The organism is Trichocoleus sp. FACHB-6, assembly GCF_014695815.1.
Classification (GTDB): Bacteria; Cyanobacteriota; Cyanobacteriia; order Cyanobacteriales; family FACHB-T130; genus Funiculus; species Funiculus sociatus.
On record NZ_JACJOY010000026.1, the window covers coordinates 46,718 to 68,607 of the forward strand.

The 21,890-nt window shown below is 48.7% G+C and carries 12 protein-coding genes; 8 read left to right on the forward strand and 4 right to left on the reverse strand.

The genetic code is table 11. The features are described from left to right. Positions 1–7: 7 nt before the first annotated feature. On the reverse strand, positions 8–2,644 hold the full coding sequence (locus H6F66_RS05065; protein ID WP_199295440.1) for a CHAT domain-containing protein: 2,637 nt from the start codon (positions 2,642–2,644) through the stop codon (positions 8–10). A gap of 314 nt (positions 2,645–2,958) precedes the next feature. Here H6F66_RS05065 and H6F66_RS05070 point away from each other — a divergent pair, with 314 nt between their 5' ends. The 3 genes from H6F66_RS05070 to H6F66_RS05080 all read left to right on the forward strand — a co-directional run bounded on the left by H6F66_RS05070 (position 2,959) and on the right by H6F66_RS05080 (position 5,572). Next, a complete protein-coding gene (locus H6F66_RS05070; protein WP_199295439.1) occupies positions 2,959–5,034 on the forward strand; it encodes a ShlB/FhaC/HecB family hemolysin secretion/activation protein in 2,076 nt (691 codons plus the stop codon). 82 nt (positions 5,035–5,116) lie between these two features. Next, complete coding sequence (locus H6F66_RS05075) at positions 5,117–5,371, forward strand: DUF4351 domain-containing protein (RefSeq protein WP_190418862.1); 255 nt, start codon at positions 5,117–5,119, stop codon at positions 5,369–5,371. A 15-nt stretch (positions 5,372–5,386) separates the two neighbouring features. Then, on the forward strand, positions 5,387–5,572 hold the full coding sequence (locus H6F66_RS05080; protein WP_190418863.1) for a hypothetical protein: 186 nt from the start codon (positions 5,387–5,389) through the stop codon (positions 5,570–5,572). On the opposite strand, the gene H6F66_RS05085 is transcribed toward H6F66_RS05080, so the two are convergent. From H6F66_RS05085 to hisD, 3 genes are all read right to left on the reverse strand, one after another. After that, entirely contained in the window at positions 5,549–8,011 is a 2,463-nt protein-coding gene (locus tag H6F66_RS05085) for an NACHT domain-containing protein (RefSeq protein ID WP_190418864.1), read from the reverse strand. The genes H6F66_RS05080 and H6F66_RS05085 overlap by 24 nt on opposite strands. A 524-nt stretch (positions 8,012–8,535) precedes the next feature. Then, on the reverse strand, positions 8,536–8,961 hold the full coding sequence (locus H6F66_RS05090; RefSeq protein ID WP_190418865.1) for a universal stress protein: 426 nt from the start codon (positions 8,959–8,961) through the stop codon (positions 8,536–8,538). 12 nt (positions 8,962–8,973) lie between these two features. Further along, complete coding sequence (gene hisD, locus H6F66_RS05095; protein WP_190418866.1) at positions 8,974–10,281, reverse strand: histidinol dehydrogenase; 1,308 nt, start codon at positions 10,279–10,281, stop codon at positions 8,974–8,976. A 204-nt stretch (positions 10,282–10,485) separates the two neighbouring features. On the opposite strand from hisD, the gene rpsT reads away from it, so the two are divergent. The 5 genes from rpsT (at position 10,486) to H6F66_RS05120 (ending at position 21,860) form a co-directional block, all read left to right on the forward strand. Continuing rightward, positions 10,486–10,833 carry a 30S ribosomal protein S20 gene (gene rpsT, locus H6F66_RS05100; RefSeq protein ID WP_190418867.1) on the forward strand — a complete coding sequence of 116 codons (348 nt, stop codon included), beginning with the start codon at positions 10,486–10,488 and terminating at the stop codon, positions 10,831–10,833. Positions 10,834–10,953: 120 nt separating this feature from the next. After that, positions 10,954–11,745, forward strand: coding sequence for a TatD family hydrolase (locus H6F66_RS05105; RefSeq protein WP_190419041.1), 792 nt, complete (start codon positions 10,954–10,956; stop codon positions 11,743–11,745). Between the two features lie 542 nt (positions 11,746–12,287). Then, positions 12,288–15,608: a DNA-directed RNA polymerase subunit beta gene (gene rpoB / locus H6F66_RS05110; RefSeq protein WP_190418868.1), complete on the forward strand. Its 3,321-nt coding sequence runs from the start codon at positions 12,288–12,290 to the stop codon at positions 15,606–15,608. 126 nt (positions 15,609–15,734) lie between these two features. After that, positions 15,735–17,612 (forward strand): DNA-directed RNA polymerase subunit gamma, encoded by a 1,878-nt coding sequence (locus H6F66_RS05115; protein ID WP_190418870.1) that lies wholly within the window; start codon positions 15,735–15,737, stop codon positions 17,610–17,612. Between the two features lie 162 nt (positions 17,613–17,774). After that, positions 17,775–21,860, forward strand: coding sequence for a DNA-directed RNA polymerase subunit beta' (locus H6F66_RS05120; RefSeq protein ID WP_190418872.1), 4,086 nt, complete (start codon positions 17,775–17,777; stop codon positions 21,858–21,860). The last annotated feature ends 30 nt before the right edge of the window (positions 21,861–21,890 follow it).

Here is a 21,890-nt window from a genome sequence, read left to right on the forward strand (position 1 = left end):
AGGATTTTTACAGCCAATTTCCAATGAGGATAAAAGGCGACCAAAGAGCAGGATGGTTGTAGTCGAAATTGGCGATCATTTTAAGTTGAGCTTTTTGAAGTGCTTCTACTTTGGTAATTCCTGGTTGGCTTAGTTGCCTATAAAATTCTTCAATTAGCGGAACTGTAGCTTCGTCATTGATAAACCACAGAGTAGCAACTGCGCTTTCCACTCCGGCGCGAACTGCTACGCCAGCAATTCCTAAGGCGGAACGATTGTCACCAGCGGCGGTTTGACAAGCACTCAAGGTTAAGAGTTTGACTGCTGGTTTACCAGGACGCGATCGCAATAAGTTATCAATTTGCTCGATACTAATTTGCTCGTCATACCCTAATAAAAAGGTGTTCTCGGCATCTACTCCAAATTTGCCGTGTGTCGCCATGTGAACTACCGGGTAGCTATCTTGCTGGAGTTGGGTTTGCAAGTTTTCCAGGGTGAAGGCATTGTCTACTAGGGGAGTACCGCCAAGAATTTGTTTGACGGCTTTCACCTCGGCTTCAACATTCATTAGCGGCGCAAATGGGGGTTTTTCGACAGTTAAGCCCATAATTAAAGCCTTCAGCTTGCGCCTGTCTTGGGATTGACTGTTAGTAAGGTTGATGCTGGGTGTGGTAGCGATCGCATATTTCTGAATTAAAAATTCTTTGCCATCATGCAGCGCTGACATCGGTATCTGTCGCATTACCCCATCATTAATGAAGACTAAGGTACGCAGTTTGGATGCAGCTAAATCTGCCTCCATCGGGCGAATTAGCAAGTTGTAAACTTTTTGGGCTTGGATGAGATATTCTTCGCTTCCCCGGTTTTCCAACAAATTGCGTAACAGCTCGATTTCTTTTTCTAGTTGCTGTTTGCCAATTTCTACCTTATAGCTGCTCATTGTCCCATCGGGACGTTGAAAAATCATTTCGGTGCGGTCGTCCAAAATGACTGAGTAAATTGCCGCTGCATTGGCGTCAGAAATAGCTCCATTTCTCTGATTATTATTTAGTGCTACTTGCACACAATCATCGCCAAAGAAATTTTGCAATTCTGCTAGTTTAAGGGATTCTAAGGTGCCGATAACAGTTTTGAGAGAATTGTCTTTTAGTTGGGGGGAAGCATTGCGGCTATTATCTTGAGCTACAAGCTTTGAATCTTCTGCTGCAATGCTTCGCCCGTAAAGTTGATTCTCGGTTGCTAACAATAACTCCATCAGTCCTCGGTAAACTGGCTCCACGTCGTCGCGGAAGTTAAATTGCAACTCTTTGTTAGCTACAACGATGTCGCCGCGAATACTTTGGAGAGTAGCGATCGCGCCCTTAAAAGATGCGATCGCTTGACTTTGTTTATCGATGGCTTTATAAATCCGCCCCGCCTGCCATTGCCAACGATACAAACTATCAGCAGCGTTAACTTTTTGTGCAGCTAATTGAGCTTCACCTGTCAACAAGAGCGCTTTTTCATATTCCCTAGAAACTTCGTACAAATTCCCTAAGCTACCAAGAGCAAAAGATTCGGCGCGGCTATCGCCAATATTTTTAGCAATTGTGAGGGCTTTTTCTAATATCCAAACTGGAAATTCTGAAATACGATTCGCCGCTTCTTCTGTGGAATTCTGACGCTTTAAACTGTCAGCAATATTAATTAAGGCGTATGCTTTATCTCGCGAATCTGGCGCTTGTTCTATTAAGGCGAGTGCAGAGTTGCGGTTATTGGCAATTTCTGCCAAATTGGGCGAAGGCGATCGCTCTAACAGGCGGTTCAAATTCAGCAAAGCTTGTATAGCCGCTCCGCTTCCCCCCACTTCTACACTTTCCTGAAAAGACGACTGAGCAGAATCAACATCATTTTCTGCCAGTTTTGTCAACTCTTTGAACTGCGGATCTCCTTCTAGACGAGCCAAAGTTGCCTGGTAGCGATATCGCTCAGCTCGACTCAGATAAACATTGCCACGATTATTTAGAGCAGTGCTTTGGAGATTATTAGATTGCAGTTCGCGGGCAATTTTCAGGCTAGCGTCGTGAGCTGCTAATGCTTGATCGTAGTCGCCTAATGCCCAGTAAGCGTTTCCCAAAGCTCCTTGGGCTGCGGCTTGCGTAGACTTGTCGGAAATTTTAATAGCAGGCTGTAAAAGTGCGATCGCTTTTCGATACTGTCCTAAATCGCTGTAAGCTTGCGCTTGTTCTGTCAACAATTTCGCTATTTGGCGATCCGACTTGCCATCTTTGGCGTAAATTTGAATCGCTTGCTCCCAGGAAGCGATCGCTCGATCTATTTTGCCAGTTTGCCGATAAGCTACTGCCAGGTTAGTGTGAATAACAGCCCGATCTTTTGCTTGTTTAGTTTGCGCCAGTGCTTGTTGCCAAAGCGCGATCGCTTCTGTAAAATTTCCTACTTGATAGCGTTCAATCCCCTGTTGCACCAGCGCCACAGAGGAAGTAGAAGCGATAACGCTTGTCTGGTGAGTCGCTACCCAATACTTTTCGGTTAACCTCTCCCCTACAAGGACAGGAGTGTGCAATTTCTCCCCCTTCCCTGATAGGGAAGGGCCTTGGGGGGTTAGGTCTGCCTTATCCGAAAAAGGTTGAGTCGCTACCGACACCTCTGCTGACTTGATCGGCAAAGTGTTGAGCGCAAAACAAAGAATAAACCCTGACAAAAATAAAAGGCTGAAGCGATACCAACGCTTGCATATTATATATAGTTCAGTCATGTATCATTAGGTAGATTATTGTTATTTTAGTGGAGATACTTTCAATTGTCTGTATCTCCACTGAACTATTTGAGTAGTTTTACGGAATCTTACCGAACCAAACCGTAGATTTACGGGTGTAAAACTATGAGTTATAAGGATTTGGTGATTCGTACAACTTTCTACACCTCAACTCAATAGTTTTACAGAATCATTGACGAACCGTAGATTTACTGATAAAAGCCATGAATTCTAAGCTGTTTGCGATCAATACAGGGTTGTTATGCCTCAGCTGGAGTTTCCTGGCTCTTACGCGATCGCCAGCTTGGGCTGGAAATCCAGAAAATACGCTGATGCAACAGGATACAGCAGCTTGCAGTCGGATGAAGTACACGCTATGTGGAGAGATACCCGACTTCTCCAAGAAGTTAGGGATCTGTGTACCTCACTCACCCGAAAAGGGCTGTAGTACCATCGCAGCCTCACCGTCTAGTCTTGACCATTACCAAAATTTTTCCAAAGGTGAAATAGTCGGCTCAGACAGCCAGCAATTAAAATCTCACAGCTCAAATTCACTCCGTTTTAACGGAGGGCTATTAGACGAGGAATTGATTCCCCAAGGAGACAGCAAAGAAGCAGAAAATCCAGAGTGTAGCAAATCTGACGAGCAGGATTGCACAGTTGCACAATTACCACAGACACCGCCTCAAATCCCGCCCGGAACTGTGGAACCCCCAGGCTCTAATCTGGAACCTTTGCCCACACCCCAGGAGACACCAATACCGGAACCTTTCCTCCAAACACCAGAGCCAGAACCAACTGAAACTCCATCGGGTGAAGGAGTGAGAGTCAAAATCAAGAGCATTAAGGTTTTGGGGAGTACCGTCTTTTCGCCAGAAAAATTACAGGAAATTGTACAACCTTTTATTGGTAAGGAAGCAACTTTTGAACAACTGTTAGAGATTCGCACTGCGATTACAAATTTATACACTCGCGATCGCTACACTACCTCCGGCGCATTTTTGCCGCCCCAAGATGTAACCAGTGGTGAGATTACAATTCAGGTAATAGAGGGAGCGATAGAAAAAGTTGAAATTCAGGGGTTAAATAGGCTCAGAGAAAATTATGTGCGATCGCGCATCGAACGTGCCTCCCGACCTCCAGTTAATCTGCAACGTCTGGAAGAAGCGTTGCAATTATTACAACTGAATCCGCTTTTAAGTTCAGTACAAGCAGAACTGACAGCCGGAACTGCTCCCGGACTAAGTGTATTAACGCTCTCGCTCAAGGAAACGCCGCCCATTACCACCGCCTTCCTGCTAGAAAATCGAGAGTCTCCCAGCGTTGGGGAAATCAGAGGAACAGTTGCCGCCAGTCACAATAATTTACTGGGATATGGCGATCGCTTCGCTGCCGAATATGGACTAACTGAAGGTATCGTAAGTTACAGCTTAAGCTATGACATTCCCGTAAATTCCCTGGATGGCACCCTCAGCCTGCGCTATGGGAACAACAGCAGCAATATTATTGAGGAACCCTTTGCGCCGCTAAATATTGAAGGTGAAGCGCAAACTGTATCACTCTCGTTCCGTCAACCAATTATCCGCACACCTAGCACAGAATTTGCAGTTGCAGTATCAGCTGATTGGCGACAAAGCCAGACTTATATATTAGGTGAGATACCCTTTTCTTTTTCCGAAGGGCCAGAAAATGGCTTGTCCACAGTTACCGCTTTGCGCTTTAGTCAAGAGTGGACAAATCGCTCATCTAACAGAGTTTTTGCAGCGCGATCGCAATTTAGCGTAGGCGTGAACGCTTTAAACGCCACCATCAACGAAGCCGCAGCCGATGGGCAATTTTTCAGTTGGGTAGGACAATTTCAGTACGTTCAGGCTCTCGGACGCAACGTTGTTTTAATCGCCCGTACAGGTATCCAGCTTTCCAACGACACGCTACTTTCCCTAGAACAATTTAGTATTGGTGGCGTTGATACAGTGCGCGGCTACCGACAAAATCAAAGAGTTGCAGATAATGGCTTTCTGGGATCGGTAGAAGTGCGCTTTCCCCTCATCCGCGAACCCGATGGAATTGGAATTATCCAAATAGCTCCATTTTTTGATATCGGAACCGTTTGGAACAACAATAGTGAAATCGCAACTCCCCAAACTCTTTCTAGCGTTGGTTTAGGATTGCGCTGGGAACTTTCCCCATATTTTTTAGCCCGTTTAGATTGGGGAATTCCCCTCACCTCCATCGACAATCAAGGCGGCTCTCTGCAAGACAGTGGACTCCATTTCTCCTTCCGTCTGCAACCGTTTTAAAGAGATTTCGACTTGTACTCAGCTATTAGCGGGTTTACGGTTTAACCAGAATTTAATTCAAAGTTTGTTTAGAGAGGACGTTATGCGTGAATCTGTAATTTACCAAGATATTATCCAAAAGGGACGGGAAGAAGGACGGGAAGAAGGAAAGCAGGAAGAGGCGCTAAGGATGGTTATGCGATCGCTTACCCGCCTGTGCGGTACACTTGACTCCAATCTGCAAAGACGCATTGAGGCGCTATCCGTTACTCAACTGGAAGATTTGAATGAGGCGTTGTTAGATTTCGCCGATGCTACCGATTTAGAGGATTGGTTACAGGAATATCAAGAAAGGTAAGGATTCTGGTAAAGGATGCGATCGCGCTTTACTTTACTCATTCCCATTACGGTAAATTTTGGCGCAAAAATTATGCGCGATCGCACTTGTGTTTTCCTCAATTTTCAGCGATTGAGTGTCGATGGCAATGGGATAGGTTTTGTCAGTAGGCTCTACTTGTTCCGAAATATTAGTGAGTTAGTTTTCTATGGCTTGAACTGAGCAAGGTTCACCATGCCAAGCCTGATAAAACTCTGGGTAAGTCATATTTTGGGTACAGTGCCAAATAACATCATATAAATAGTCGAAATACTCGTTTTCCTCAATATTAATATCTACGTATTCCTTGATTTTCTTTACAATTAAGCGCAAATGTTCATATCCTAATACTTTTTTTAAAACCTCGGCAATAAATTCATTATTTATATTTTTCTCCATGAGCTGGATTAGACGATTTATCATGGCTTCAGGTTCTGCCTGTATTCCAGCGAGCCTTTCTTTAATTATTCTCGATTTCTCATTCAAGGCTTGTTCTATTATACTTTCCAACTTTTTAAGCTCATCTTTTTCCTCTTCAGTTAGTGGAGGCAACTCAGAAATCGTGTGTAATCGTTGATTGCGTATTCCCATTTTTTCCAAAATGTAAGTAGCTTCCTCGCTAATATCTCTATTCTGGCTATTGTCTCTATAGTAAATCAGTTGATTGATTGCCCTAGGATGATCTATTTCTGGAATTATCTCCCTAGCAGCTTCGGCTATCGGATCAAAATTCGATTCTTCCCACTTTTCAAAACCCCAATAAAAAATTAGCAGAATAATTAAATCAGCCAACTTGCTATCTCTGAATTCTGCTATACCTGTTGCCGCAAGAAAACACGTTCGATACCCATATAAGTTCTTGCAACCATCCCAAAAGCGTACTAAGGCTTTAATAAAATTATCCTTATGCTTTCTAAATTCTTCATCTCTTTCTATTCCAATCCACAGTAAAATTACTTCTTTCCACTGAGGCTCAAAAACGCGGTAAACACAATCTTTATTCTTATATTGTAAGAATGGGTTAGGGTTATCGTTGTTGTGGTTTAGGAAATAATCCCAATCATCAATCGCACAAGCGGCAAAATATTCCTGAAATGTGGGATGGAAAAAGGCATATACCTTTTCATCGGTTTCTGCATCTTTGTAGACAAAATTCAGCCAATGCAACTTTTCAGTTGCTAACTTAAACAAGTCTTCCCCCATGACATCGATCGCAAAACTCTCTCGTATTGCAAACCGGGATTTTTCTTTATCAATTGCTTCCCGTGCCAGCAGTCCCAGCGCCGTGTTTAACTCCTGCCGCTCTGTCGGAACTGTGGGGAATAGTTCTTGTTTCCAATCATAGAAAGCTCGTGTAAATTGCTCGTAAAGCGCGGCTTTAGTTTTTGGTAAATCGCCTTGGCGGAAATACCAACTTTGGCACAGTAACGATAACCGGAGGGGGTTTTTGACTAAATCTCGGATGCGCTGATGTCTGTCTTCGTCTAGCTTTTCCCGTAACGGTTCCCCTAGTTCTGGTTTTTCAGCTTTGGAAAACCACTCGCAGATAAACTGTCTCACCTGATTTGGTTTATTGCTTTCCCCATAGCTAAAGTCCAAGGTGCGATAAGTATCAAAACCCGGTAAAGCATTAACACTTGCATCCCAGACATTTTGCCGACAAGTCAGCACAGTTCGCGCATCAGCAACCCAGCCTGTGAGTTCTTCCCTGAGTTTGGCTAAAGCTTCGACGGGTGAAGATGCTGGCATTTCGTCCACTCCATCCAACAGCAGCAACACTTCACCACTTTTAAACAGATTTTCTAGTTCTTTCTGCTGTTCCGAGACATCTGAAGTTTTAAGCGCGTCTTTTAGCCACTTCTCACGCAGGTATTCTTCTAAGCTTTTATCTCTTAAACTACCCAGAGACACCCAAATTGGGAAACCTGGTGTTTTTGGAGAGAATGCGATCGCTTCTAGCAGAGTAGTTTTCCCGGCTCCCGGTTCGCCAATGATGGCGATGCGCCTCCCTTGGCTCTTTTTGCTTTGTCCCTGCTTAATGACCTGCTCTAGAAACTCGTTATGCTCATAAGTTTGGGTAATTTCTTCCTCATGTAGCTGGAAAAAACCCGACCCTTGCTCTGGTGAAACAGAGAAGTCGCTGCTACGTCTGGGTTGGTGTTTGCGCTCGACTAATCCCAGCTCTACATAAAATGCTTTAGAAACTACCTCGGTAGCTTGTCGTCTGATGTTTAGTTTCTGAGACTCCAGCATATCGCGGCAAATTTGTGTCCAGTCATGAGACGCGATCGCGCTACCAGTCTCAGAATCTTTGTGTTGCTGTTGTTCTAAATACACTTTTTCCAGGCAAGCTTGCACTCTCTTAACCTTGCCTTTGTCCTCAGAGCTAACTTCAGGAAAACTCTCTGAAAGCTTACCGAATATCTCCTTCATGCGCTTGTTATAGGCAAGAAGAGCTTTCTCAGGTTCACCTCCTATAACTTCATCTGCAATATCCTGATTTTTCGTATCGATGTTCTGCCGAGCAAATCTGACCAAGAAAACCGCTTTTTGCTCCACAGTCAGGTTGTGGTCAGAGGCTATCAGTTTTAGAAAATCATCCCACCCATCCCATAATTTCATCACGCGATCGCAACCTCGACAGGTTCTCAGCTTCTTGATTACGAACTTAACCTATTACTCCGCCAATCTCAACTAGAAGAATTCTTCTACTTTACTAGAAGTTATTAGGGACTAGGAATTAGAAAAGGTTCCTCTTAGCATGAATTTAATGTTAAATCCAGCACTCCAAACTAAGTTAAAGAGGCCAATTTATGGACTGCTTTCAGTATATAATCCCTGGCTTAGAGCAATTCTTCCCAGCGGAAATAGAACGGAATAACTCAAATTCAACTGACGAAAAACTAGAAAGTAAGACTGACATCAAGAACCATTCGGAGTTTCAAAATCTAGAGCCTGATCCTGAATCTTTTTCCTAATCTGCGTCTAATATACCCTGCGAATACAATTCACGATTAAAAAACGTTGGGACGGGTTTCAAACCCGCCCCTACCACGCTAAGAGTAATCAACAATTGTTGTAAAACCTGCCTACGCAGGTTTTGTCTGTGTAGCCGCGACTAAAGTCGCCAGGGCTTCTTTTAACTGTTATCCCGGCTTTACCACCAGCACAGAACATGGAGCATCTGTAACAACTTGGCTACTAACCGAACCTTCTAAAATTCGCTGTAACCCAGTTAAACCACGACTGCCAATCACAATCAAATCAACCTGATAGATATTAGCAAGGCGAATAATTTCTTCAGGGGGATCGCCAGTGACAATTTCTAGCTCGCTGTCGCAGTTTAGGTCAACCTGATAAGATTGCAGCTGCTTTTCAATCTGCCGATAGGGTAAATCCTCAGAAGACGTCTGCGGACGGTCAACGGCAATTTCTACCTCAGACTCAGACGAAGGAATGACATGAGAGAGGATGATTTTGGTTGCTGGCTGTATTTGCAGTTCTTTCAAAGACTCAATCACTCGCTCCGAAAGTTCTGAACCATCCAAAGCCACCAGAATAGTTTTTAGCACCCAAAAATCTCCTTACTCATCAGTCGGCTTCTCTGTTCGCAGTCGCACCGAGTCAGCGTGGGAAGGCAGACCCTCAGCTTGAGCGAGAATCTGAATAGCGTTGCTAACCTTCTGGAGCGCTGTAGGAGAGTATTGTATCAGGCTGGAGTGTTTCATAAAGGTTTCTACTCCCAGCGCTGAGGCGTATCGGGCGGCGCCAGAGGTGGGCAAGGTGTGATTAGGCCCTGCCAAATAATCTCCTACGGCTTCCGGCGTTGAGTTACCCAGGAATATAGCACCAGCGTGGCGAATTTTTTCGAGTATTTCCCAAGGTTCTTGCACCTCAAGCTCTAGGTGTTCTGGGGCGAACTCATTGGAGAGTTCTGCGGCAACATTCAAGGAGTCAACTACAACAATTAAGCCGTAGTGCGCGATCGCTTTCTCTGTCAGTAGCCGTCGCGGGTGATTCTCCAACTGTCGCTCTACCTCTAACTGTACTTTCTTCGCGAGCCCTGCATCCGTTGTCAGCAGAATTGCCGCGGCCATCGGGTCGTGTTCTGCCTGTGCCAACATATCAGCCGCTACGTATACCGGGTTGGCGGCCGCATCAGCAATCACCAGCACCTCCGAAGGGCCAGCCAGGGAGTCAATCCCCACTGCGCCATACACGAGTTTTTTCGCCAAGGTGACGTATATATTACCGGGCCCTGTAATGACATCTACCTTTGGGATAGTTTCAGTTCCATAAGCCAACGCCGCGATCGCTTGTGCGCCCCCTACCCGATAAATTTCCTGTACGCCTGCTTCCTGAGCAGCCACCAGCACCGCCGCGTTAATGGTTTTCCCTTGCCCTGGTGGTGTCACCATCACAATTCGAGGGACACCAGCTACCTTGGCTGGAATGGCGTTCATCAACACCGTACTGGGATAGCTTGCCCTACCACCAGGAACGTAAAGTCCGGCTTTGTCTACCGGCGTGTAGCGCTTCCCTAGGACTATTTCATCCTCCCCGAATTGCACCCAAGATTTCGGGATGCGCTGTCGGTGGAACGCTTCTATCTGTTGACGTGCCAGCCCAATCGCGTCTAGTAACTCCTTGGACACCTGCTGATAGGCAGCATCCAGTTCTGAGCCACTGACGCGCAGTTGTTCAGCCGTAAAAATTTGCCCGTCAAATTCAGCCGTGTAGTGCAGCAGGGCTTTGTCGCCTTGCCGTTTCACAGCCTGTAAGACTTCCCGAACAGTTGCCTCTTTGTGGACAATCTGATCGTCGTGTGTGCGATCGCAAATACGCCGCAGTTCAGTTTTTGCCTCAGCTACCTGAGTAATGATTCGCAGCATGGAGTCGGAATCACCATCTAGGAATTACCCGCACGAGTTTAGGTCAAACAGCATTCTCATCAGTTCAGACGATCCAGCGATTCGCCTTTACTCGTTTCTATAGCTTAACTGGATTTTTCCAGGGATCGCTATACTATTTAGAGAGATGCTATATTAATCTATCTAGTTATCTTTCTTACCTGTACTAAAATTTCCCTCAAGACTGTGGCCAATACTAAGTCAGCTCTCAAGCGAGTCCAAATAGCCGAACGCAACCGTGTGCGTAATAAGACCTACAAATCAGCTGTGAAGACGCTGATGAAGAATTACATGAGTGCCGTTCAAACCTACGCAGCTAATCCGTCTCCGGAATTACTGCAAGAGGTTGAGAACCGGATGTCAGCGGCTTACAGCAAAATTGACAAAGCGGTAAAGCGGGGAGTGTTGCATACCAACAACGGCTCTCGGAAAAAATCCCGTCTTGCCAAAGCTCTCAAACGGACACTTCCCCAAACCGAAGCGGGAACAACAGTTTCAGATTCAGCGACGACTGAGGATACGGCTGATTCTTAGCTCTCAAGAGCTTGTTGTCAGTTGTCATTAGTCCTTAGTTCATAACACAGGCATCCCGCTTGTGTCCTTAGCCTTAACCAATGGCTAACGACTAACGATCAATAACTAATGACTCAACGTATGCAGTTGATCGACAGCCACGTTCATATAAACTTTGATGTTTTCCAGTCGGATCTGGAGGCATTACAAGAGCGCTGGCGGGAAGCGGGGGTGGTTCGGCTGGTGCATTCGTGCGTCGAGCCTGCTGAGTTTGCTAGTATTCAAATGCTAGCGAACCGCTTTCCCGAACTACACTTTGCCGTGGGGTTACATCCCCTAGATGCCGAAAAGTGGACATCAGAGACTGCCGCTGGAATTCGGTCGCTGGCGATTTCTGACAATAGAGTTGTAGCAATTGGCGAAACTGGGCTAGATTTTTACAAAGCCCAAGATTGGGCGCAGCAAAAAATGGTATTTGAGGCGCAGCTATTGCTAGCCCATCAACTAGATTTGCCTGTAATTATCCACTGCCGCGATGCCGCCGTCGCGATGCGAGAACTATTGGAAGATTTCTGGAAAGGCATTGCTCCCGTGCGGGGTGTTATGCACTGCTGGGGAGGCACACCAGAAGAATCGCAATGGTTTTTGGATCTGGGCTTTTATATAAGTTTCAGCGGAGTCGTGACATTTAAAAATGCCACCCAGATTCAGGAATCGGCGAAAATTATCCCAAGCGATCGCCTCCTGATTGAAACCGACTGCCCCTTCCTCGCACCAGTTCCCAAGCGTGGCAAACGCAACGAGCCTGCCTATGTTCGCTATGTGGCAGAATGTCTAGCCTCGCTTCGGGGGGTCTCTATAGAGACTATAGCAGCGCAAACCACCGAAAATGCTTGTAAACTGTTTCGCCTTCCTGATGACTCAGGAAGGTAAAAGACACACATCACAGGAAAATTGAGAATTTCCGGTTGCCTGTTCCTGTTAACTTAGAATTATTAACCTAGTTAGCAGTAAAATGTCAACCAAAAAACTAAATCTGCGTCATAATATTTAATAGACCGGCTATGACCAAAAATCTTTCAGTAAAAGTGCGATCGCATCCTCAGCGTAATGAAGACACTTCAACCGCAAGCCCTACACCGTCCTTATATCAGGTAAATAAGCACTAAATATTTTCTTTGAGCTTTCCTTTAAGACATTCCTGAGACGTTGCGGTACTGCCAACAGCGGTAGTTAACGTCTCAGGATATTATTGCGAATCGCTCGTCCTTGTGTTAGCGAGAGATTCCATACCCCGTCATATTTGGCAGGATGCAGCATGAAGCCAGAAAAAATAAGGCTCCCGCCAAAAACAAGAAGTTCCTGTATGGAAGCTTTTCTCATCCGCCCATACAACCTACGCTCCGTATGGGCAAAAAGCCATAGCCCTGTTCTCCAAGATTGCTGAGGCCCGAATTGTTAGAGAGAGGAAACGCATGAATAGTCAGACCGAAACCACCGCCGCTTATATGTTGCCAGACCTGGTTGAAATCCAAAGAGCCAGCTTCCGCTGGTTTTTGGAAGAAGGTCTGATTGAAGAACTCGACTCCTTTAGTCCTATCACCGACTATACAGGCAAACTAGAGCTGCATTTCTTGGGCAAAAACTACAAACTCAAGAGGCCCAAGTACGATGTGGACGAGGCGAAGCGGCGGGATGCCAGCTACGCAGTGCAGATGTACGTCCCCACCAGGCTGATTAATAAAGAAGATGGAACCATCAAGGAACAAGATGTTTTCATCGGCGATTTGCCTTTGATGACAGACCGAGGCACCTTTATTATCAACGGTGCTGAGCGAGTCATCGTCAACCAGATTGTCCGCTCTCCCGGAGTTTATTACAAATCGGAGACAGACAAAAACGGTCGCCGCACCTACTCAGCTTCTTTGATTCCCAACCGGGGGGCGTGGCTGAAATTTGAGACAGATAAAAATGACCTGGTGTGGGTGCGAATTGACAAAACCCGCAAACTCTCAGCGCAGGTATTGCTGAAATCCCTAGGGCTTTCTGACTCGGAAATTTTCGATGCCTTACGCCACCCGGAATATTTCCAGAAAACGATTGAGAAAGAAGGGCAATTCTCCGAAGAAGAAGCTCTGATGGAACTTTATCGCAAGCTGCGTCCGGGCGAACCACCCACCGTGTCCGGGGGACAGCAGCTATTGGAGTCGCGCTTTTTTGACCCGAAGCGGTATGACTTGGGTCGAGTGGGACGCTATAAGCTGAATAAGAAGTTGCGCCTGTCTGTGCCAGATACGATGCGGGTTCTTACTGCCACGGATATTTTGGCAGCAGTAGACTATTTAATAAATCTGGAATTTGACATCGGTCAGACGGATGATATTGACCACCTGGGAAATCGGCGGGTGCGCTCGGTGGGCGAACTGTTGCAGAACCAGGTACGGGTGGGCTTAAACCGTTTAGAGCGGATTATCCGGGAGCGGATGACGGTAAGCGATGCGGCTACCTTGACTCCGGCATCTTTGGTGAACCCGAAGCCTTTGGTGGCGGCGATTAAGGAATTTTTTGGATCCTCGCAGTTGTCGCAATTTATGGATCAGACGAATCCATTGGCGGAGCTGACCCACAAGCGGAGACTCTCGGCGCTTGGCCCTGGGGGACTGACGCGGGAACGGGCTGGTTTTGCGGTGCGGGATATTCACCCCAGTCACTACGGACGGATTTGCCCGATTGAAACACCAGAAGGCCCGAATGCGGGACTGATTGGTTCTTTGGCGACTCATGCGCGGGTGAATGCCTATGGGTTTATCGAGACACCCTTCTGGAAGTGTGATAAGGGGCGGGTGATGAAGGAAATTGCCCCCCAGTACATGACCGCGGATGAGGAGGATGATTTGCGAGTGGCACCGGGGGATATTCCGGTGAACGAGCAGGAGATGATTCAGGGCGAGTTGGTGCCAGTGCGCTATCGTCAGGAATTCACGACCACAACGCCGGATCAGGTGGACTATGTGGCAGTGTCTCCGGTGCAGATTATTTCTGTAGCGACTTCGTTGATTCCGTTTTTGGAACACGATGATGCGAACCGGGCTTTGATGGGGTCGAACATGCAGCGGCAGGCGGTGCCATTGTTGCAACCAGAGCGTCCTTTAGTGGGGACTGGTTTGGAGGCGCAGGCGGCTCGGGACTCTGGGATGGTGATCGTGTGTCGCGATGAGGGGGAAGTTACTTATGTGGATGCGACGAAGATCAAGGTAAGGGCGCTGGATGGAAACTCCGAACCGACTGGGCCGGAGACTCTGTATGAGTTACAGAAGTATCAGCGTTCTAACCAGGATACGTGTCTGAATCAGCGACCCCTGGTGTATGAAGGCGATCACGTAGTTGCCGGACAGGTGATGGCAGACGGAAGCGCCACTGAGGGCGGAGAGCTCGCTCTGGGGCAGAACATCTTGGTGGCTTATATGCCTTGGGAAGGGTATAACTACGAAGATGCTATCTTGATTAGCGAACGTCTAGTTTACGACGATGTGTATACTTCTATACACATTGAGAAGTACGAGATAGAAGCGCGGCAAACCAAGCTGGGACCGGAGGAGATTACGCGGGAGATTCCCAACGTTGGCGAAGATTCGCTGCGGCAACTTGACGAAACGGGGATTATCCGGATTGGTGCCTGGGTGGAAGCAGGGGATATTCTGGTAGGGAAGGTGACACCCAAGGGGGAATCTGACCAGCCGCCAGAAGAGAAGCTGCTGCGGGCAATCTTCGGAGAAAAGGCGCGGGACGTGCGGGACAATTCGCTGCGGGTGCCGAACGGAGAGAAAGGCCGCGTGGTGGACGTGCGAGTTTTCACCAGAGAGCAAGGTGACGAACTGCCGCCTGGGGCGAACATGGTGGTGCGTGTCTATGTGGCGCAGAAGCGGAAGATTCAGGTAGGCGACAAGATGGCGGGACGGCACGGGAATAAAGGAATTATTTCCCGCATCCTACCAGGGGAAGATATGCCTTACCTGCCGGATGGAACGCCTGTGGACATCGTGCTAAACCCCTTGGGAGTACCGAGCCGGATGAACGTGGGGCAGGTGTTTGAGTGCTTGCTGGGATGGGCTGGCGAGAACCTGGGAGTGCGCTTCAAGGTGACGCCCTTTGACGAGATGCACGGAGCAGAGAAGAGCCGGGAGTCCGTACACGGGAAGCTGGAGGAAGGGAAGAAGAAGACGGGGAAAGATTGGCTGTTTACCAACGACTTAAATGCCGGGAAGATTCAGGTATTTGATGGGCGGACTGGAGAGCCATTCGACCGTCCGATAACGGTGGGCAAAGCTTATATGTTGAAGCTAGTTCACTTGGTGGACGACAAGATCCACGCTCGTTCCACAGGGCCGTACTCGTTGGTGACGCAGCAACCCTTGGGAGGGAAGGCGCAACAAGGAGGACAGCGATTTGGCGAGATGGAAGTGTGGGCGCTGGAGGCATTTGGCGCAGCTTACATCTTGCAGGAGTTGCTGACGGTGAAATCTGACGATATGCAGGGGCGGAATGAGGCGCTGAATGCGATCGTTAAAGGTAAGGCAATACCGCGACCAGGAACGCCCGAATCTTTCAAAGTGCTGATGCGAGAGCTGCAATCTCTGTGTTTAGATATCGCCGTCCACAAAGTAGAGACCACGGAAGACGGAACCACGGGCCACGTTGAGGTGGACTTGATGGCGGATGTGTCGAATCGGCGGACACCAACGCGACCGACTTATGAATCTCTGACCCGCGAAGAGCTAGAAGAAGACGAAGTGTAAAGAAGGTAAAAGGTAAAAGGTAAAAAAAGAAAAAATATTTCCTTTTTCTTGATTTTTTGCCTTTTGCCTTTTAACTTTTACCTTTTCTTTTTTGCCTTTTAACTTTTTACTTTTGACTTCTTTAGTATGAGAAATCAGCTAGAACAGCGGTTTGATTACGTAAAAATTGCTCTGGCATCGCCAAAGCGAATTCAGGAATGGGGACAAAGAACTCTACCTAATGGTCAAGCAGTAGGTGAAGTTACGAAACCCGAAACAATAAATTACCGGACGCTCAAACCAGAGATGGATGGTCTCTTCTGCGAGCGCATCTTTGGCCCAGCAAAAGATTGGGAGTGTCACTGCGGCAAATACAAGCGGGTGCGTCACAGAGGGATTGTCTGCGAACGCTGCGGTGTGGAAGTCACGGAATCGCGCGTGCGCCGTCATCGCATGGGCTATATAAAACTAGCCGCTCCCGTGGCACACGTCTGGTATCTCAAAGGTATTCCCAGCTATATGTCAATTCTGCTGGATATGCCCCTGCGGGATGTGGAGCAGATTGTCTATTTCAATGCCTATGTGGTTCTTAGCCCCGGCAATGCGGATAATCTGACTTACAAGCAGTTGCTCACAGAAGACCAATGGCTGGAAATTGAGGAGCAGCTGTATAGCGAAGATTCTACCTTGCAAGGTGTGGAGGTGGGAATCGGAGCAGAAGCGCTGCAACGTCTCTTGCAGGACATTAACTTAGAAGCAGAGGCGGAGTCCCAAAGAAAGGAAATTGAACAAGCCAAAGGTCAAAAGCGGGCAAAGCTGATTAAGCGCCTGCGGGTGATTGACAACTTTATCGCTACGGGATCAAAACCAGAGTGGATGGTGTTGACAATGATTCCGGTGATTCCGCCAGATTTGCGCCCAATGGTGCAGCTGGATGGAGGCAGGTTTGCTACTTCTGACTTGAATGACCTGTATCGGCGGGTGATTAACCGTAACAATCGTCTAGCCCGATTGCAGGAAATTTTGGCACCAGAAATTATTGTTCGCAACGAAAAGCGGATGTTGCAAGAAGCGGTAGATGCTCTGATTGACAATGGTCGTCGGGGACGCACGGTGGTAGGAGCGAATAACCGACCCCTGAAGTCTCTATCGGACATTATTGAGGGTAAGCAAGGACGCTTCCGCCAAAACTTGTTGGGTAAGCGGGTAGATTACTCCGGACGTTCCGTGATTGTAGTGGGGCCAAAGCTGAAAATTCACCAGTGCGGTTTGCCACGAGAAATGGCGATTGAGCTGTTCCAACCGTTTGTGATTCATCGACTGATTCGCGGCGGCTTGGTGAATAACATCAAGGCAGCTAAAAAGCTGATTCAGCGATCCGATGCGGCTATATGGGATGTGCTTGAAGACGTGATTGCGGGACACCCAGTGTTATTGAACCGCGCACCAACGCTTCACCGTCTGGGGATTCAAGCTTTTGAGCCGATTCTAGTAGAGGGTCGAGCTATTCAACTGCACCCGTTGGTATGTCCGGCGTTTAACGCGGACTTTGACGGCGACCAAATGGCGGTTCACGTACCGCTTTCTCTGGAAGCTCAGGCAGAGGCGCGGTTACTGATGCTGGCATCTAATAACATTCTCTCACCAGCGACTGGACGGCCGATTGTGACACCGAGTCAGGACATGGTGTTGGGCTGCTATTACCTAACGGCGGAAAACCCGGCAGCAACCAAGGGGGCGGGATGTTACTTTGCCAGCTTGAATGATGCCCTCTTAGCCTATGAGCAGTCGGCGGTGGATTTGCACGCCTACATCTGGGTACGCTTTGACGGTGTGGTAGAAAATGATAAACCGGATTTGGAGCCGGAAAAGGTGGAAACCTTGGCTGATGGCACGGTGTGGAAAACCTACAAGTTCCGCCGCCTTCGTGAAGATAAGCAAGGGAATGTTTTGACTCAATACATTCGGACTACGCCTGGGCGGATTATCTACAACAAGACGGTTCAAGAAGCCTTAGCAGGCTAAGTAGATTTTGGATTTTGGATTGGGGTTGCTCACCAGGAAGTAAGAAATTGTAAGGGAAACTGAGTAACTTCTTAATCCAAAATCCGAAGTCTTTGCACTGGCTTAATCATCAGAGGCGGAGAAACTCCAACCTCTGCAAAATCCATAAACTAAAATCCAAAAATGGCAGAGCAACCTGAAATCAAAAATATTTTTCACAACCGAATGGTTGATAAAGGGCAGCTGAAGAAGCTGGTTGCCTGGGCCTTTACCCACTATGGGTCAGCCCGGACATCACAAATGGCAGACCGGCTGAAAGATTTAGGCTTCCATTACGCGACCAAAGCGGGTGTTTCTATCAGCGTGGATGACTTGCAGGTGCCGGATTCCAAGCGGGATCTGCTGGAAGCGGCTGAGACGGAAATTCGCGCTACAGAGGCCCGCTATGCGCGAGGAGAAATTACGGAAGTAGAGCGTTTCCAAAAGGTAATTGATACCTGGAACAGCACTTCTGAGTCACTAAAAGATGAGGTGGTTCGCAACTTCCGGAAGAAAGACCCCTTGAACTCCGTGTATATGATGGCGTTTTCTGGGGCGCGGGGAAATATTTCCCAGGTGCGCCAGTTGGTGGGGATGCGTGGTTTGATGGCAGACCCCCAAGGGGAAATTATTGACTTGCCGATTAAGACCAATTTCCGGGAAGGTCTGACGGTGACGGAATACATCATCTCTTCTTATGGAGCGCGGAAGGGATTGGTGGATACTGCTTTGCGGACGGCGGATTCTGGATATCTGACCCGACGCTTGGTGGATGTGTCCCAGGATGTGATTGTGCGGGAAGTGGACTGCGGCACCCCAAGGGGAGTGAAGGTTACGGCAATGACTTCGGGCGATCGCGTTTTGATTCCACTGGGCGACCGTCTTTTGGGCCGAGTTTTGGCAGAGGATGTGATTCACCCCACCACTGGAGAAGTGGTGATGACGAGAAATCAGCCGTTGTCAGAAGAATTGGCCCAAGCAGTGGCGGCATCTGGGGTAGAAGAAGTGATCGTGCGATCGCCTCTGACTTGCGAAGCTGCGAGATCCGTCTGTCAGTCTTGTTACGGATGGAGTTTGGCCCACGGACACCCGGTCGATTTGGGAGAAGCCGTCGGGATTATTGCCGCCCAGAGTATCGGGGAACCGGGAACCCAGCTGACGATGCGGACGTTCCACACCGGAGGAGTATTCACCGGAGAGGTTGCCAGACAAGTGAGAGCGCCCTTTGATGGGAAGGTGCGTTTCAGCCGGGGGATGCGGACGCGCCCTTTAAGAACTCGGCACGGGGAAGATGCTCTGTTGGTGGAATCTAACAATGGGGCATTGGTATTGGAACCTGCTTCCGGAGGGGAAGCAACGACAATTCCTCTGACTCAGGCTTCAACCCTATACTGCAATACTGGAGACACAGTAACCGAGGGAGTGCTATTGGCAGAGGTAGCAATTGTTGCCCCGACCAAGGCACACACGGAAAAAGCTGCCAAGGACGTAACAACCGACTTGGCGGGAGAAGTGAAATTTGAAGGATTGCTGCCAGAAGAGAAAACCGACCGTCAAGGGAACACCACCCGAATTGCAGCGCGGGGTGGTTTGTTGTGGATTCTCTCAGGGGAAGTTTACAACTTGCCGCCTGGGGCAGAAGCAGTAGTCCAGAATGGTACGATGGTGGATCACCAAGACGTGCTAGCGGAAACCAAATTGGTGAGTGAGCATGGAGGAGTGGTGCGCCTGAAGGCGGAGACTGGAAGTTCTAGGGGTCGAGAGATTGAAATCATCACGGCTTCTGTACTGCTAGACCAAGCGCGGGTGCGGTCAGAAACGACCGCTGGGCGAGACCACTACACGATTTACACTGGCGAGTCACAGCGCTTTCAGTTGAAGGCGGCACCAGGGACGAAGGTGCAGAATCACGCGGTGGTTGCGGAGTTGATAGACGACCGCTATCGCACCACCACCGGGGGAATTATTAAATACGCTGGGGTGGAAGTTGCCAAAAAAGCAAAAGCCAAACTGGGGTACGAAGTCATCAAAGGCGGGACGCTGCTGTGGATACCGGAAGAGTCCCACGAGGTGAATAAGGATATTTCCTTGTTACAGGTTGAGGACGCTCAATATGTAGAAGTCGGGACTGAGGTAGTTAAAGATATCTTCTGTCAGACTTCGGGTCTGGTGGAAGTGACGCAGAAAAATGATATTCTGCGGGAGATTGTGATTAAGCCTGGGGATCTGCATCTGGTGGACGACCCAGAGGCAGTGATGGGGAAAGACGCAACTCTGTTTTATCCCGGACAGGAAATAGTTCCTGGGCTGGTGACAAACGAACTGCGGTACATTGAATTTGTGGAGACTCCAGAGGGCCCAGCATTGTTGCTGCGTCCGGTGGTGGAGTTCCAAGTACCCGATGAACCAAGCGTACCTTCGCAAGCATCGCTTTCCAGCAAAGGACGATACACCATTGAGCTGCGCGCGGTGCAGCGTCTGCCATATAAAGATGGGGAGCGGGTAAAGTCAAAAGAAGCGCTGGAACTGTTGCGGACGCAGTTGGTGCTGGAAATTGGCGCTGGAGGCGAGCAAGATGGCTCAGCGGAAGGGGCGGGTTTGAAACCTGCGTCTATAGCGGGGCTGGAACTGCTGGCAGCGGATATTGAGTTGTTGCCAATCGACAGGACTGATGACTCCGGCGGGAGTTCTGAGCCAGAAGATTCAAGTCAAAACTTAAGCCGAGAAACTCAAAACTATTCCGAGTATCGGTTACAACTGCTGGTGTCTGAGACGCTGGTGATCCGGCGGGATACGGTGGCAGATCCCTTGAGCGGCAGCACGCACACCCGGATTATGGTGACGGATGGGCAGCAAATAGAGCCGGGGGCGGTTGTGGCGCGAACTGAGATTCAGTGCAAAGACGCGGGAGAAGTGCGCGGGATTCGTCCTGGGGATGCTGCGATTCGTCGGGTGCTGCTGATTCGGGATAGCGATCGCGTAACGATTGAAACATCAGGAGCGAAGCCTACCGTAAAGCCGGGAACGCTATTGGTGTCGGGGACTCCGCTTGCGCCGGGACTGCCAACACCGGAATCCGGTCAAGTGCTTTCAGTAACCGAGAATTCAGTAACTTTGCGTTTGGCGCGTCCTTACCGAGTGTCTTCGGGAGCTGTGCTGCACATTGACGATGGCGATTTGGTGCAGCGGGGGGATAACCTGGTGCTGCTGGTGTTTGAACGAGCCAAGACTGGGGATATCATCCAGGGTTTGCCCAGGATTGAGGAACTGCTAGAAGCTCGGAAACCGAAGGAGGCGTGTATTTTAACACGCCGATCCGGGACGACGCAGGTGGTTTATGGCTCGCAGCAGGAAGCTGAGGAAATTAAGGTAATCGAGGCGGATGGGGTAGTAGCTGACTACCCGCTAGGCCCTGGTCAGAACGTGATTATCGGTGACGGTATGAGCGTGGAGACAGCAGAAGCGCTGACGGATGGCCCTGCGAACCCGCACGAGATTCTGGAGATTTTCTTCGACCATTATCGCGAGACGATGGGCATCTATGAAGCAGCGCTAGGGGCATTGCAGAAAGTCCAGACCTTCCTGGTGAACGAGGTGCAGTCGGTGTATCAATCGCAGGGGATTGATATTTCTGACAAGCATATTGAGGTGATAGTACGGCAGATGACCTCCAAGGTGCGGGTGGATGATGGTGGGGACACGATCATGCTGCCTGGGGAACTGGTGGAGTTGCGGCAGATAGAGCAAGTCAACGAAGCGATCGCCATCACCGGAGGAGCGCCAGCACAATACACGCCAATGTTGCTGGGGATTACCAAAGCTAGTTTGAACACAGACAGCTTTATCTCTGCGGCATCTTTCCAAGAGACGACGCGGGTGCTGACCGAGGCGGCGATCGAAGGTAAATCTGACTGGTTGCGCGGTCTCAAGGAGAACGTGATCATCGGACGACTGATTCCAGCCGGAACCGGGTTCAACGCCTTTGAGGAAGCAAACAACGAGACGGTTGACTTTACTGGGGCATTTGCAGGCGGACTTGATGTTGAGGAAGACGCACTGGATGTGGTGCTGGATGACCGCACAGCACGCGCTTACAATCCCGGAATGGGATTTGAGGAACGACCCACTTACGGAATGGGAAGCGATCGCACTTCCTTCCCCCCGGTTCTAGATGATGACGAACTCGTTGATGATGATGACGATGGCGACTTTGAGGATGACGAGGACTAAAGAAAGGGGCTAGGGACTAGGGACTGGACA